This window comes from Streptomyces sp. NPDC096323 (assembly GCF_040302845.1).
Taxonomy (GTDB): domain Bacteria; phylum Actinomycetota; class Actinomycetes; order Streptomycetales; family Streptomycetaceae; genus Streptomyces.
On record NZ_JBEOSI010000015.1, the window covers coordinates 30213 to 43499 of the forward strand.

Consider the following 13287-nt stretch of genomic DNA (forward strand, 5'->3'; position numbering starts at 1 on the left):
CCTGATCCGATCCCTCGGGCGCCCTGATCCGATCCTCCGTGGCACCGGCCCGGATGCGACGCTCGCGCGTCGTGTCCGGGCCGTCGCCTTCTTCAGTGAAGGCCCCCGGCCGGGGCCACGTACGTGTGCAGCAGCGCCGCGCGGCCGTCGGCCGTCGTCCAGTCGCCGGTGCGGGTTCCGGCGTGGCGCCATCCGGTGTGTTCGTAGAGGGCGATGGCGGCCCCGCCGCCGTCCTCCACCTCCAGGACCAGCCGCAGCCCCTCGGCTTCCGCGGCGGCCGACGCGGTGGCCAGCAGCGCCCGTGCCACCCCGCGCCGACGGGCCGAGGCCGTGGCGAACAGCCGGGCCACCGAGGCGAGTTGGTCCGCCGCAAGTCCCGCGTCCGCCGCCAGGTCCTGTCCCGTCCTGGTCAACGCCACATGCCCCAGGACGTCAGGGCAGCCCTCCACCGCCACCCATGCGCCGAGCAGGCCGTCGGGCGTCAGCCAGGCGCCCGGGTCGGCCGGCCACTCGGCCGGGTACCGGTCCGCTTCGTGCACGGTGGCCAGCGCCTCGACGCACGCCTTCAGGTCGTCGTCACGGCGGCGGCGGATCTCCGGTTCTCCCATCCGACGATCCTCACACAGGGCCGGATTCGATGGCTTCCGGGTGCACGCATGCCGCTGCCTGCCGCCACACGATTGCGGCAGGCAGGCAGCGGTTCAGCCCTTCATGACGAGCCCGGGGCGCTGGGCTACGGCTGCTGGGTGGTGTGCAGCGCGCTCACCTCGTCCGCGGTCAGCGCCTTGTCGTACACGGCGACCTGGTCGACGGAGCCGTTCCAGAAGTCGGTGTTGCCGCCCGACCACTTGGCCCGGCCCACGGACAGTGCGCCGCTGCTGACATCGGCTGTCCCGGCCGCCGCGGTCGCGGCGAGCCTGCCGTCGACGTACAGCTTGATCTCGTCACCGCTGCGTACGCCGACCACGTGGTACCACCGGCCGAGCTCGGGCTTGATCTCCAGCCGGGCCCGGTTGCCGCCCGGGGTGGAGAAGGCGAAGGCACCCCGGCCGTACTGGAGGTAGAAGGGGTTCTCCTGGCGCCGGCCGTCCTGGCTGACGACGGTGGCGTAGTTGCCCGGAAGAGCGTCCAGGGACGCCCAGGCCGACACGGTGTAGTCGCCGGTGGTGTCGACGACCGGGCCGTCGGTCTGCGCGTACTGGCCCTCGCCGTTGAACTTCAGCGCCGAGCCCCGCACTCCGGGCGCCCAGGACGTTCCCTCGGACAGGGTGAGGTCCTTGTGGTTCGGTCCGCTGTCGACGGCCTTGGTGCCGCCGTTCTCGTCGAGGGACCAGGCGCCGCCGCCCTTGACCGCGTCCCGCTCGCCCGCGGCCGCACCGGCGGCGATGACCTCCAGGTTGATCTTCCGCACCTGGGCGGGGTCGACCTTGATCTCCCGGCGGTCGTACGTCCAGAGGCCGTTGAGCTCGTTCTCCAGGTCGGTGACCTGGGTGTAGATGGAGCCGGAGAGTTCGGCTCCGGCCGCCTCCAGGTAGTGATCGCGCGTGTTCTCGACGTACTTGGCGGTCAGGGCGTCCTTGTCCGCGACACCGCTGTAGATCGCGGTGGGCGCGCCCGGCCACATGTGTCCGGGCATCCGGAGGGTGAAGCCGCCGTGCTCGCCGTCCATCGCCGCGCGGCCTGCGTCCGGGAAGGCCGGGTCGGTGTTGTTGTAGTCGTGGTGGTCGATGATGTCGCCCTTGCCGGAATCACCCTTGGAGTTGCAGCAGTTGACTCCGCTGTGGGCGTTGACGACACGGGAGGGATCGGCCGCCTGGACCCGCTCGGTGATCTTTCCGGTCTCGGTGCGGTCCCACTCGCCCCAGCCCTCGTTGAAGACGATCCAGGCACCGATCGAGGGGTAGTTGTGCAGCTGCTCCATCATCTCGGCGCCCTGGCCGAGGAAGGCCTTGTGGCCCTTCTCGCCGGTGAGGTTGCCCGAGACGAAGTCCTGCCACACGAGCAGGCCCAGCTGGTCGGCGTGGTAGTACCAGCGCGCCGGTTCGACCTTGATGTGCTTGCGTACGGAGTTGAAGCCCAGGTCCTTCTGCGCCTTCAGGTCGAAGAGCAGGGCGTCGTCGTCGGGCGCGGTGTTCAGACCGTCGGGGTAGAAGCCCTGGTCGAGCTGGGCGAGGGAGAAGAACGGCTTTCCGTTGAGCACCAGCTTCTGGTAGCCACCGACCTTGGCGACGCCGAAGGAGCGCATGCCGAAGTAGCTGTCGACGGTGTCCTTGGACCGGCCGTCCTTGAGGGTGACCTGCAGGTCGTACAGGTAGGGGTCGTCGGGCGTCCACAGGTGCTGCCCCGCGACCGGCAGGCTCAGCTCGCGGTTGGCCGGGCCGGTGACCCTGCCGACGACCTTGCCCTTCCTGTCGCGGGCGACGGCGGTGATCCGGGCGGACTGCGAGGCGTCCTCGGAGTTGACCGTCAGGGCGAGGCGGCCCTGGCTGATGTCCGGGGTGGTCGTCAGGGAGTCGACGGCGGCCGGGGCGACGGGCTCCATCCAGACGGTCTGCCAGATGCCGGAGGAGGCGGTGTAGAAGATTCCGCCGGGGTTGGCCGACTGCTTGCCCGTGGGCTGGTCGGGTCCGGTGGTGTCGGTGACCGCGACCACGATCTCCTGCGGGCCGCTGCCCTTGACCGCGTCGGTGATGTCGGCGCTGAAGGCGGTGTAGCCGCCGGTGTGCTCGGCGACCTGCTTGCCGTTGACCCAGACACGGGCCTGGTAGTCGACCGCGCCGAAGTTGAGCTTCAGCCGGTTGGCCTTGCCGCTCTTGTCGCCCTTGGCGGCCTTCACGGACCAGTTCTTCGGGACGGTGACGAGCTTGCGGTAGAACATGTGGTCTTCGTGGCGCTCGAGCCCGGAGAGCTGCGACTCGACGGGGTAGGGCACGGTGATGCGCTCATCGAGCTTCTTGCCGAAGACCGGCTGCTCGCCCGCCGAGGCTCCGGCGAACTCCCAGGGGCCGTTGAGGTTCTTCCAGTCGTCGCGCACCTGCTGCGGCCTGGGGTACTCGGGCAGCGGGTGGTCGCGGTCGACCTTGTCGCCCCAGGTCGTGGTCAGCCGGTGCGTGGAGAGGTTCGTGGCGCTGCGGCTGATCTTCGGGACGGCCTCCCCGCCCGCCCGGAGGCCCGCTTCGCCGTCGTACGCGACCCTGACCTGCTGGCCCTTCAGTACGGGCCCGGCGAGGGTGACGATCAGTGCCTTGGGGTTGCCGGGCGCCGGGGCGACGGACTTCACCGGGATCGGCGAGGTGTCGGCCTCGATCGTGAGGTGCTCCCCCAGCGACGAGAAGTCGCTGACCTCGTCGTCGAACACCGCCTGGAGCTTCAGGCCGTCGTCCGCGACGCTCAGCCCGACCGGGTAGACCTCGAAGCCGGCCGGCGGGGTGAAGGCCGACTCGGGGACGAGCTGCTTGGCGAGTTTCGCGCTCGACCAGCGCAGGAACATGTTGGCGCCGCCGGTGTCCTGGAACATCTCCAGCTTGAACGCGTGCGGCTCGCCGGCCTTGAGCGCGAGCGGCTTGCTGGTCTGCTCCTTGTCCCAGTCGGGCTGCCAGTGATCGATGACGACCTGGCCGTCGATGAAGAGACGGAAGCCGTTGTCGCCGATCGCGGCGAAGGTGTAGTCGCCGTCCTCCGGGGCCGTGATGTTTCCGGTCCAGCGAGCGGTGGTGTTCTCGGTGCGGCCGGTGGCGGACTCGAAGGTGCCCGTGAGGCCGGGGAAGTTGATCTGCGGGTCGAGGGAGACCCCGCCGAGCTTGTCGAAGTCCCGCGCACCGGGCGCGGACATGCTGAAGTACTCACCCTTCAGCCCGTGCACGGCGGTGGCCGGATCGCCGGCCGTGAAGGTGTTCGCGGAGGCGGCGCCGGCGGCCGCGGCAGGGGTCGCCGCGGCGGCCGGGACCAGGGTGGCGCCGATGGGCATCAAGAGCGCGGCGGCGCAGGCCACCGTTCTGAGCACAGTGCGGGACCGGGGCATTTGTCGTCTCAAGGCGTCGTCCTGTCGAGAGAGCTCACGTGCCTCGAACCTGTGAGGCACAGCACATAATCGAACATTGAGCCACAGCACCAAACTCAAAACAACAGTCGTGCACGGGAAATTTTCAACGATATAAATCGGTGGCGTCCGGACCCGCCGGCGTCCCGCGTACGCAGCCGCCCTCCCCGCGGGGCCGGTCCGCCGTCAAAGGACGGCCGGACGGGACACACGGGGAGGGCGGAGGGGGAGAGGGCTGCCCGGGACCGGTCAGATCGCGTACGCGTACTGCTCGGGCGCGTGCGCGACGCCGCTCAGCTCGCGCGCCGCGTACTGCGCCCAGGACGGGTTCCGCAGGAGTTCGCGTCCGAGGAGCACGGCGTCCGCGCTGCCCGCGGCCAGGATCTTCTCGGCCTGCTGCGGGTCGGTGATCAGACCGACGGCGGCGACCGGGAGCGAGGTCTCGCGCTTCACGCGCTCGGCGAAGGGCACCTGGTAGCCGGGGCCGGTCGCGATCCGCGCACGGGGGGCGTTTCCGCCGGTGGAGACGTCCAGCAGGTCGACGCCGTGGGCCTGGAGCTCCCCGGCCAGCCGCACGGTCTCGTCGGCGGTCCAGCCCTCGCGCTCGTCCTCGGCGTTCTCGGTGAGCCAGTCCGTGGCGGAGATACGGAAGAAGACGGGCAGGTCCGCGGGCCACACCGCGCGCACGGCGTCGACGACCTGGAGGGCGAAACGGACGCGGTTGTCGTAGCTGCCGCCGTACTCGTCGGTGCGGTGATTGCTGTGCGGCGACAGGAACTGCCCGATGAGGTAGCCGTGCGCGCCATGCACCTCGGCGACCTGGAAGCCCGCCTCGACGGAGCGGCGCGCGGCCTCGCGGAAGTCGGCGACGACCGACTGGATCTCGTCGACGGTCAGCTCGTGGGGTACCGGGTAGCCGGTGTCGAAGGGCAGTGGGCTGGGGGCGACGGGCGTCCAGCCGTGGGCCTCGGGGCCGACGGGGCCCCCGCCGGTCCAGGGGGCCGCCACGGAGGCCTTGCGGCCGGCGTGCGCGAGCTGGATTCCGACCGTCGAGCCCTGCGCCTTGACGAAGTCGGTGATCCGGCGGAACGCGGCGGCCTGGGTGTCGTTCCAGATGCCGAGGTCGGCCGGGCTGATGCGCCCCTCGGGGCTGACCGCGGTCGCCTCGGTGAGGATCAGGCCGGTGCCACCGGTGGCGCGTGCGGCGAGGTGCGCGAAGTGCCAGTCGGTGGGCACACCCGTCTCGGGCCCCTCCACCGCGGCGCAGTACTGGCACATGGGTGCCATCCATGCCCGGTTGGGCACGACCAGCGACCTCAGGGTGAAGGGCTCGAAAAGGGCACTCACGACGGACTCCGTTTCGACGGGTACGGAAGGATCGCTAGTACGATACATCCCGTACTACGACGTCCGTCAAATTACGATGTCCCTCGTACAAGGGGTGTGTTCTCGGGGCCGCACCCTTCAGGTCAGCGGGTACGACGTGCGGCCGGACGCGTCGTCGATCTCGTCGTGGGCCTTGGTCAGCAGTTTCATCGCCAGTTCGTTGAGTGCGCGGGCCCCCGCGATCTCCTCGCCCACCCTGGGCTGTTCGGAGTCGGAGGGATGGCGGCTGGCATAGCCGTGGGCACGGACCTCGCTCCCGTCGGAGAGCCGCACGAGAGCGGCCGCGCGGGTGCGGTGGGTGTCTTCCTCGAATTCCAGCTCGATGTGCCATCCGACAACCGTCTGCGTCATGGCGCTCACCTCCGGAGTCTCCCCTCCAGGGTGCGCCCCGTTCCGCGGCGATGCGCGGCGGGGCGGGGGCCGCCGACCGGGTCTACCGCCCGCGGCGGCGCAGCGTGATGCGGGCGTCGGCGTCGTAGAGCTGGTTCCAGCTGCGTCCGGGGCCCGATTTCCAGGTGATGTGAACGGTGGCCCCGTCGCTCCGGACGGCGTCGACCGTCATGGCGCGGTCGCCGTCGCGTACGTCTCCGCGGCGCAGTTCGTCCGCCCTGACGGTGACCGGGTCCGCCGAAGCGGCGCTCTCGGCCTCGTCCGCCGCGAGGCCGAGAGCGGTGGCCAGTTCCCGGGCCCGGGCGGGGGTGCAGGTCAGCGAGAGCTCTCCCGACGGTGTGCCGATCCTGATCTCGACACCCGCACCGACGGGGGTCACGTCCAGGCGTTCGGCCGGCGCACCGGTGTCTTCGTTGCCGCTCTTCATCTCTGCTCCCTCAGGGCTGTCCCCGGGCTCAGCGCAGCCGGAGGCTTTCCGGCGGGCCCAGGTAGCTGGGCTTGAGGCCGCCGGTGTCGACCACCAGGTTCTGCAGCACCACCGTCGGGTCGACCATCCAGAATTTCAGCACATGCACTCCGGCGGCGCCGATGTGGTGCACCGTACTGGTGACGTTGACGTTGTCGGAGGTGTTGCGGGCCCACTGCGCGTTCATGGTGCCGTCGTCGGCCCCCGTCGCCTTCGTGACGTTCACCCGCTGCGGTGCGGCGTCGTCGAAGGAGACCGCGTACGTCAGTCCGTCGGTCGGCAACGGGTTGTTGCGCGGCGACAGATACGCGTGGACGGTGACCGGGCCGGTGGTGAACAGGCTGACCCGGTACTCCAGCCGCGGGCTGTTGCCGCCCGGGGTCTGCCGGGCGGCGGTGACCGGGAAGGGTTCCATGCCCGCACCCGTCCGCCCGATGTCCGGGATGCGCTGCCAGTAAATGCCGCCGCCGTCGACGGCCCGGCTGTAGTGGTCGGCCTCGATGGAGACGTACCCGTTGGCCTCGACGAAGCCGTCCAGGCGCGAGCGGGACAGTGCGGGGCGGTCGACGACCGCCGTGACGACGACCTCGGCCCCGTCCGGTCCGGTGACCGTGACCGGGACCTCGGTGACCCCCTTCGGAGCCCTGGCCCAGTCCACGCGCAGGGTGATGCGGTCCTGCTGTTCGACGCGGCCCCGGACACGGTCCGCGGTCAGCCAGGGGGCGCCGGTGCGCACCCGGTAGTCGAACGGGGCGCGGCCCCGGTTGAACACCTCGATGTACTGGGCGGGCTGGCTCTGGTACGGGCTGAAGACCGGCAGCACGGCCGGGCTCTGCTCGTGCGGCCACCACGCGGCCGAGCCGTCGACGGCCACGCCCATGCCGGCGCCTGCCGGCAGGTCGATGCGCTTGACGGCCGGGAAGAGGACGTCCTTGAGCGCGACGTTGTTGATCTCGGGCTGCTGCCAGGGTGCGTTCGGGCCGTAGCGGGCCACGTCGCCGTAGTCGATGTGCGGCTGGGTCTGGAACCCATGCCATTTGCCGCCCGCCACCTGGGTGTTGAAGCGGTCGGCCAGGGCGAGGTCGTCGGCCAGCCGGGCCTCGGCGGCGGCCGCCAGATCGTTGGTGCGGGCCCGTCCCTGGGCGGCGTAGTGGAGGTTGGTGAACTCCGCCTCGCGCAGCGCGTACAGGTTGGCGGTGGCCGTGACCTCGTAGCCGACCAGTTCGTACCACGCGTCCTGGGCGGAGGCCGGCAGCCGCCGCCCGACCCGTTCGGCCTCGGCGCCGAGCTGCCGCCACTCCTCCGTGACACGCTCCAGTTCGCGGTAGTCGGTGATGCTGAACGGGGTCGCCTGGTCGTCGTTCACGATCGCCGAGCCGTCCTTGGCGGGATCCTTGGCCGGGTCGAGGGTGATCTTCCGGTTGAGCAGTTCGGGCTTGCGCCGCGACTGGAGCCGGGCGTACGCGCGCAGGACGGCGGCCACGCCGGCGGCCTGCTTCTCGCCGAAGTTCTGCCGGGCGTACCGCTCCTCCCACTCGGGCAGCCGGTCCAGGGTCCAGCGCTCGGGGTTCCAGGCGTACTCCAGGAAGAACTGCGTGGGCAGTTCGTTGCCCTTGAGGTCGCCGACGTTGGTGATCCAGAGCCCGTGGTTGCCGTAGGCGTCGCACTGGTGGAGCTGGTCCCACATGTTCGGCAGGGAGGCGGTGTCCACCCACTTGTAGTTGCGGCCGGCCCCGACGTAGTCGAAGTGGTAGTAGAGGCCGTAACCGCCCTCTCGGGCGTCGTTCTCGTGGTCGGGCAGTTTGCGGATGTTGGACCAGTTGTCGTCGGTGAGCACCACCGTGACGTCGTCGGGGACCCGCAGTCCGCGGTCCCAGTAGCGCTGGACCTCCTTGTAGAGCGTCCAGACCTGCGGAATGGTGGTGATGTCCTTGCCGGAGACCTCAGCCAGGAGAGCACGCTGGGTGGCGATGATCTCGGTCATCAGCTCGATGCCGTCGCCGTCGGGGAGACTGACGTCACCGTTGCCGCGCATGCCGAGGGTGACGACGCCCTCGAAGTCCTCGTCCTTCATCCGGCGGATGCCGTCGGCCCAGTAGGCCTTGATGGCCTCGGCGTTGCGGCGGAAGGACCATTCGCCGGTGCCGCCGTACGGGTCGTGGCCCGGGGTGGTGATGTTGCCGGCGCTGTCGCGTACCGCCGCGACGGCGTGGCGGTTCCACTCCTCGATGCCGCGCATCATGGGGGCCTCGTGCGAGGTGCCCATGACGACGCCGTACGCCTTGGCGGTGGCGTGGTTGAGCGGGTCGTCCTCGGCGAACGCGCGCCCCCACACGGCCGGCCAGAGGTAGTTGGCCTTGAGCCGGAGCATCACCTCGAAGATTTTCGCGTAGAAATCGGCGTTGAAGCCGTTCTCGAAACCGGGCGCCTTGCCGGGGCCGAAGTAGGCGGGGGCCCAGGTGCCGAGCGCCGGGTTCTCGTCGTTGATGAAGAAGCCGCGGTACTTGACGGCGGGAGTGCCCTGGGTGTGCCGACCGGGCAGCACATGGATCTCGTCGCGGTGTACGGGGATGACGTCGTCCCACCAGTACCAGGGCGATACGCCGATGCCGCGCGAGACGTCGTACGTGCCGTAGATCGTGCCGCGCTGGTCGCTGCCCGCGATCACCAGGGCGCGCTCCACCCCGGGCAGCGGGTTGTCGACGACGGTCTGGAGACTCGTCTCCCACTTGCCGTGGATCGCCGAGACGTCGAGCTTGCCCCGGGCGACAAGTCCGTCGATAAGCGGGCTGCGGCCCACGGTGCCGATGATCGTGAGCTCGCGGCCCTTGGGCAGCGTGCCGTGCGAGAGCGTGGGACGGACGCCGGTGACGCGCTCGATGTCGCTCTGCAGGTCGCCCGCCACCCGGACGACGCCCGCCCAGTCGCGGTCGCTGACGAGGATGGGCACCGCGCGCCCGTTCCTGACCAGGGCGAAGCTGCCGCGCCGGGGCGTGAACGAGATGTAGGCGCCGGGGTCCGTGGGCCGCACCGCCGGGCCGTGGCCGCTCGCGGACGCCTCGGCGGCGAGGCCGAGGAGGGAGCCGAGGGGGGTCGCGGTGAGCGCGGTGAGGCCCAGTCCGAGTCCGAGCACCGCTCGGCGGCCGGTGTGCTGCGGGACGCTGTCGTCCATACTGCTCTCCCATTTGTTCATTGCGATGACAAATTAGGCGGATGGCTGCCGGAGGATTCCTCCGGTACGGGCCGGCTCCGGGGCGGCCGGCGGAGCCCGCCGCCCCGGAGCTGCGACCGCGCGCGGTCGGTCAGCGCATCCCTCGTCAGTTCCGGCCCGCGGCGAGCTTCAGGTCCTGGGTCAGGGCCTTGTACGCGGGCTTGGCCGTGTAGTTCTCGTCGAAGAGGTTGGCCGCGCCCTCGCCCTCGAAGACGCCGGGCACCCAGGAGTACTTGTCGGTGAAGCCCCACACGGTGAAGTCGGTGCAGTGGCGGGTGAGCAGGCAACCGCGCAGCAGCACGTCGTACCCCTCGGCCTGCGCCTCCTGCTTGGTGCTGTCGGAGGGCATCGGGACACGGACGTCGGCCTCGGTGATCGCGGTCTCCAGCCCGAGGTCGTCGAACCGCTTCATGTTGTCGGCGATGTCGTGCGGGGCGTTGTACTGGACGGAGAGGTGCCCCTGGATGCCGACGCCGTCGATCGGTACGTGCTGCTTGCGCAGCTCCACGACCAGCTTGTAGAGCGCCGTGCTCTTGGCGTTGACGCCCTCGATGTTGTAGTCGTTGATGAACAGCTTGGCCTTGGGGTCGGCCTGGCGGGCCCAGCGGAAGGCGTCCGCGATGTAGCCGGGGCCGAGCTTCCGCAGCCAGATGCTGTCGCGCAGGGTTCCGTCGTCGTTGAAGGCCTCGTTGACGACGTCCCACTGCCAGATCCGGCCCTTGAAGTGACCGGCCTCGTCGGTGATGTGCTTGCGCAGGATGGCGCGCAGCTCGTCGGCGCTGAAGTCGCCCCCGGTGAGCCAGGCCGGCAGCTGGCTGTGCCAGAGCAGGGTGTGGCCGCGCACCAGCTGCCCGTTGGCCCTGGCGAAGTCGACCAGCTCGTCCGCCGCCGCCCAGTCGTAGGTGCCCCGCTCCTTCTCGACGACCTCCCACTTCATGACGTTCTCGGGGGTGACGGAGGTGAACTCGCTCGCCGTCTTGGCGCGGTAGGGCGCGTCGTCCGCCAGGGCCGCCATGTCGACCGCCGTGCCGATGCGCAGGTCGGCCCGCAGACCGAGGGCACCCAGGGTGCCTGCGGCGGGCTTCGGCTTCCCGTGGGAGCCGGAGTGCTCGGGGGCGGCCGAGGCGCTGAGGGTGAAGGAGGACACGAGCAGGGCCGCGGCGGCGGTGCCGATCATGGCGGTCTGGGTTGTCTTGCGCATGACATATCCCTTTCGGTGGACGCGGCTCCCCGGAATCCGAATGCCGGGATCGACGCGCGTTCGATGAAGATGGTTCGAAAGTTTCGTGAACCTCCCCGCATCCGGCGGGAAGGCCGCTCGGCGGCGGGGAGGTTCACGAGAGGGATGGTGCGGCTGTGCGGGCGGCGCCGGTCAGTGCGCGGCCGGCTCCGCCACGGGGGCGGGCTCGACCGAGGTGCCGCAGACGAGCCGTCGCGTGTGGTCGACGATGCGCTCGGGGCCGTTGAGCCGGAGCCGCAGCGTCCGGCGGATGTCGGCCGTGTCGCTGGAGGCGGCGATCCGCAGTTCCAGCTCGCCGGGCTCGACGACGCGACGGCCGCCGATGCCGGTGAAGGACGCCAGGTCCGCGTGGAAGCCGAACCGGACCCTGGCCGCCGCTCCGGCGGCGAGCGGAACCCTGGCGTAGCCGATCAGCCGCGCCTGCGGCCGGGTGGTCTGGGCCACCGGGTCATGCAGGTAGAGCTGCACGACTTCGGCGCCGTCACGCTCCCCGGTGTTGCGGACCGTGACCTCGATGTCCGCCGAGCCGTCGGTGGTGATCTCCGCCGGTTCCGGGTCGCCCCGCTCCCAGTCGAAGGTCGTGTACGAGAGTCCGTGCCCGAAGGCGTAGAGCGGTGTCGGGTCCAGATTGCTGACCCCGCTCACCAGCCCCAGCGGCGGCTGCAGATACGTCCAGGGCTGACCGCCCGGACCCTGCGGAACGCTCACCGGAAGCCGGCCCGACGGGTTGACCCGGCCGGAGAGCACCCCGGCCAGCGCCGGTCCGCCCTCCTCACCCGGGAAGAAGGCCTGCACGACGGCCGCCGTACGGTCCGCCCAGCGCCCCAGCCCGTACGGGCGGCCCGTCAGCAGCACCAGAACCACCGGGGTGCCGGTGGCCAGCAGCGCGTCGAGGAGCTCGCCCTGCACGCCGGGCAGCGACAGGTCGGCCGCGTCGCAGCCCTCGCCGGACGTGCCGCGGCCGAAGAGGCCGGCCCGGTCGCCGAGCACGGCGACGCAGACATCGGAGTCGGCGGCGAGCCGGGCGGCCTCCGCGATGCGGGAGGTGTCCGTCCCGTCCACCTCGCAGCCGGCGGCGAAGCCGATGCCGGAGCCGGGGAACTCCCCGCGCAGCGACTCGAGCACCGTCGGGACGTCGATCCCCCTCTCGAACTCGGGGTGCGAGACACCGACGTGGCTGGGGAAGGAGTAGCAGCCGAGCATGGCCAGCGCGTCGTCGGCGCGGGGTCCGACCACGGCGATCCGCCCGGCGTCCCGCAGCGGCAGCGTGCCGCCGGGGTTGGCGAGCAGCACACAGGCCTGTTCGGCGAGCTCCCGGGCCAGGGCCCGGTTCTCCGGGGGGTCGAGGTCGACGGTGTCGCGCACCTGCTCGGGTTCCGTGCCCTTCAGTACGGCGGGCAGCGCCGCCCAGTCCGGGTCGAGGAGTCCGAGTTCGCACTTCTGCAGCAGGACGCGGCGCAGGGCCCGGTCGACGAGCGCCTCGTCCACCACCCCGTCCCGTACGGCGGCGACCAGCACATCGCCGTAACTGCGGACGGTGGGCAGCTCCACGTCGACGCCGGCGCCCAGGGCGAGCCGGGCGGCGTCCGCGCGGTCGGCGGCGACCTTGTGCAGGGTCTCCAGGAAGCCGATGCCGAAGTAGTCGGCGACCACCGTCCCGTCGAATCCCCAGGTGTCGCGCAGGAGTCCGGTGAGCAGGTCCGGGTCGGCGGCGGCGGGCAGGCCGTCGATCTCGGCGTACGAGTGCATCACCGAACGCGCGCCGCCCTCCAGGAGCGCCATCTCGAAGGGCGGCAGGATCACGTCCGCCATCTCACGGGCCCCGGCCCGCACCGGTGAGAGGTTGCGCGCACCGGCGGAGGCCGCGTATCCGGCGAAGTGCTTGAGGGTGGCGACGATGCCTGCGGACTCCAGTCCGCGGACGTAGGCGGTGCCGATGGTGGCCACCAGGTAGGGATCCTCGCCGATGGTCTCCTCGACCCTGCCCCAGCGCAGGTCGCGCACGACGTCCAGAACGGGCGCCAGGCCCTGGTGGACCCCGACCGCGCGCATGTCGGCGCCGATCCGGTGGGCCATCTCGGCCACCAGCTCCGGGTTCCAGGCCGCGCCCCAGGACAGCGGGACGGGGTAGGCGGTGGCGCCCCAGGCGGTGAAGCCGGCCAGACACTCCTCGTGGGCGAGGGCCGGGATGCCGAAGCGTCCCGCCTCGACGATCCGGGCCTGGGCGCGGGCGAGGCCCAGGGCACCTACGCCGGGATCGACCGGGGCGGTGCCGAAGGGCCGGGTGAGCTGGCCGAGGCCACGGGTGGTCAGGTCACCGAAGTCGACGTCGTCGACCATGTCGTTCTGGTGCGGCGCGACCCCGTCGCCGTCGGCGTCGGCGCCCACCCAGATTCCGTACAGCTGCGCGGCCTTCTCCTCCAGGGTCATCCGGGGGATCAGATCGGCCACCCGCTCCTCGGGGGTGCGGGAGGGGTCGCGCCAGGGGCCGTCGACGGCCGGGGCCGCTCCGGTGCTGCGGGCATGCGGGACAGCGGGGATTGCCATGGGGGCAG

At 71.1% G+C, this 13287-nt stretch carries 8 protein-coding genes; all 8 read right to left on the reverse strand.

Features of this window, described 5'->3' with window-relative positions:
* Window positions 1–92 precede the first annotated feature (92 nt).
* The 8 genes from ABTX18_RS32890 to ABTX18_RS32925 all read right to left on the reverse strand — a co-directional run bounded on the left by ABTX18_RS32890 (window position 93) and on the right by ABTX18_RS32925 (window position 13279).
* Window positions 93–608: a GNAT family N-acetyltransferase gene (locus tag ABTX18_RS32890; protein WP_352126470.1), complete on the reverse strand. Its 516-nt coding sequence runs from the start codon at window positions 606–608 to the stop codon at window positions 93–95.
* Window positions 609–733: 125 nt separating this feature from the next.
* Window positions 734–4021, reverse strand: a complete 3288-nt coding sequence (locus tag ABTX18_RS32895; RefSeq protein WP_352126471.1) for a LamG-like jellyroll fold domain-containing protein — start codon at window positions 4019–4021, stop codon at window positions 734–736.
* 267 nt (window positions 4022–4288) lie between these two features.
* Window positions 4289–5386, reverse strand: a complete 1098-nt coding sequence (locus tag ABTX18_RS32900; RefSeq protein WP_352126472.1) for an NADH:flavin oxidoreductase/NADH oxidase — start codon at window positions 5384–5386, stop codon at window positions 4289–4291.
* Window positions 5387–5503: 117 nt separating this feature from the next.
* Window positions 5504–5776, reverse strand: coding sequence for a DUF1876 domain-containing protein (locus ABTX18_RS32905; RefSeq protein WP_352126473.1), 273 nt, complete (start codon window positions 5774–5776; stop codon window positions 5504–5506).
* A gap of 82 nt (window positions 5777–5858) precedes the next feature.
* Window positions 5859–6242, reverse strand: coding sequence for a hypothetical protein (locus ABTX18_RS32910; RefSeq protein WP_352126474.1), 384 nt, complete (start codon window positions 6240–6242; stop codon window positions 5859–5861).
* A gap of 28 nt (window positions 6243–6270) precedes the next feature.
* Window positions 6271–9453, reverse strand: a complete 3183-nt coding sequence (locus ABTX18_RS32915; protein ID WP_352126475.1) for a glycosyl hydrolase 115 family protein — start codon at window positions 9451–9453, stop codon at window positions 6271–6273.
* A gap of 145 nt (window positions 9454–9598) precedes the next feature.
* Window positions 9599–10693, reverse strand: a complete 1095-nt coding sequence (locus ABTX18_RS32920) for an endo-1,4-beta-xylanase (RefSeq protein ID WP_352126476.1) — start codon at window positions 10691–10693, stop codon at window positions 9599–9601.
* A gap of 171 nt (window positions 10694–10864) precedes the next feature.
* Window positions 10865–13279, reverse strand: a complete 2415-nt coding sequence (locus tag ABTX18_RS32925) for a beta-xylosidase/alpha-l-arabinosidase (protein WP_352126477.1) — start codon at window positions 13277–13279, stop codon at window positions 10865–10867.
* Between the last annotated feature and the right edge of the window lie 8 nt (window positions 13280–13287).

Excerpts from the sequence above, each read along its gene's own strand:
- ABTX18_RS32920 (WP_352126476.1), bottom strand. The coding sequence starts at position 10,693 with ATGCGCAAGACAACCCAGACCGCCATGATCGGCACCGCCGCCGCGGCC.
- ABTX18_RS32915 (WP_352126475.1), bottom strand. The coding sequence starts at position 9,453 with ATGGACGACAGCGTCCCGCAGCACACCGGCCGCCGAGCGGTGCTCGGA.
- ABTX18_RS32895 (WP_352126471.1), bottom strand. The coding sequence starts at position 4,021 with ATGCCCCGGTCCCGCACTGTGCTCAGAACGGTGGCCTGCGCCGCCGCG.
- ABTX18_RS32910 (WP_352126474.1), bottom strand. The coding sequence starts at position 6,242 with ATGAAGAGCGGCAACGAAGACACCGGTGCGCCGGCCGAACGCCTGGAC.
- ABTX18_RS32890 (WP_352126470.1), bottom strand. The coding sequence starts at position 608 with ATGGGAGAACCGGAGATCCGCCGCCGCCGTGACGACGACCTGAAGGCG.
- ABTX18_RS32925 (WP_352126477.1), bottom strand. The coding sequence starts at position 13,279 with ATGGCAATCCCCGCTGTCCCGCATGCCCGCAGCACCGGAGCGGCCCCG.
- ABTX18_RS32905 (WP_352126473.1), bottom strand. The coding sequence starts at position 5,776 with ATGACGCAGACGGTTGTCGGATGGCACATCGAGCTGGAATTCGAGGAA.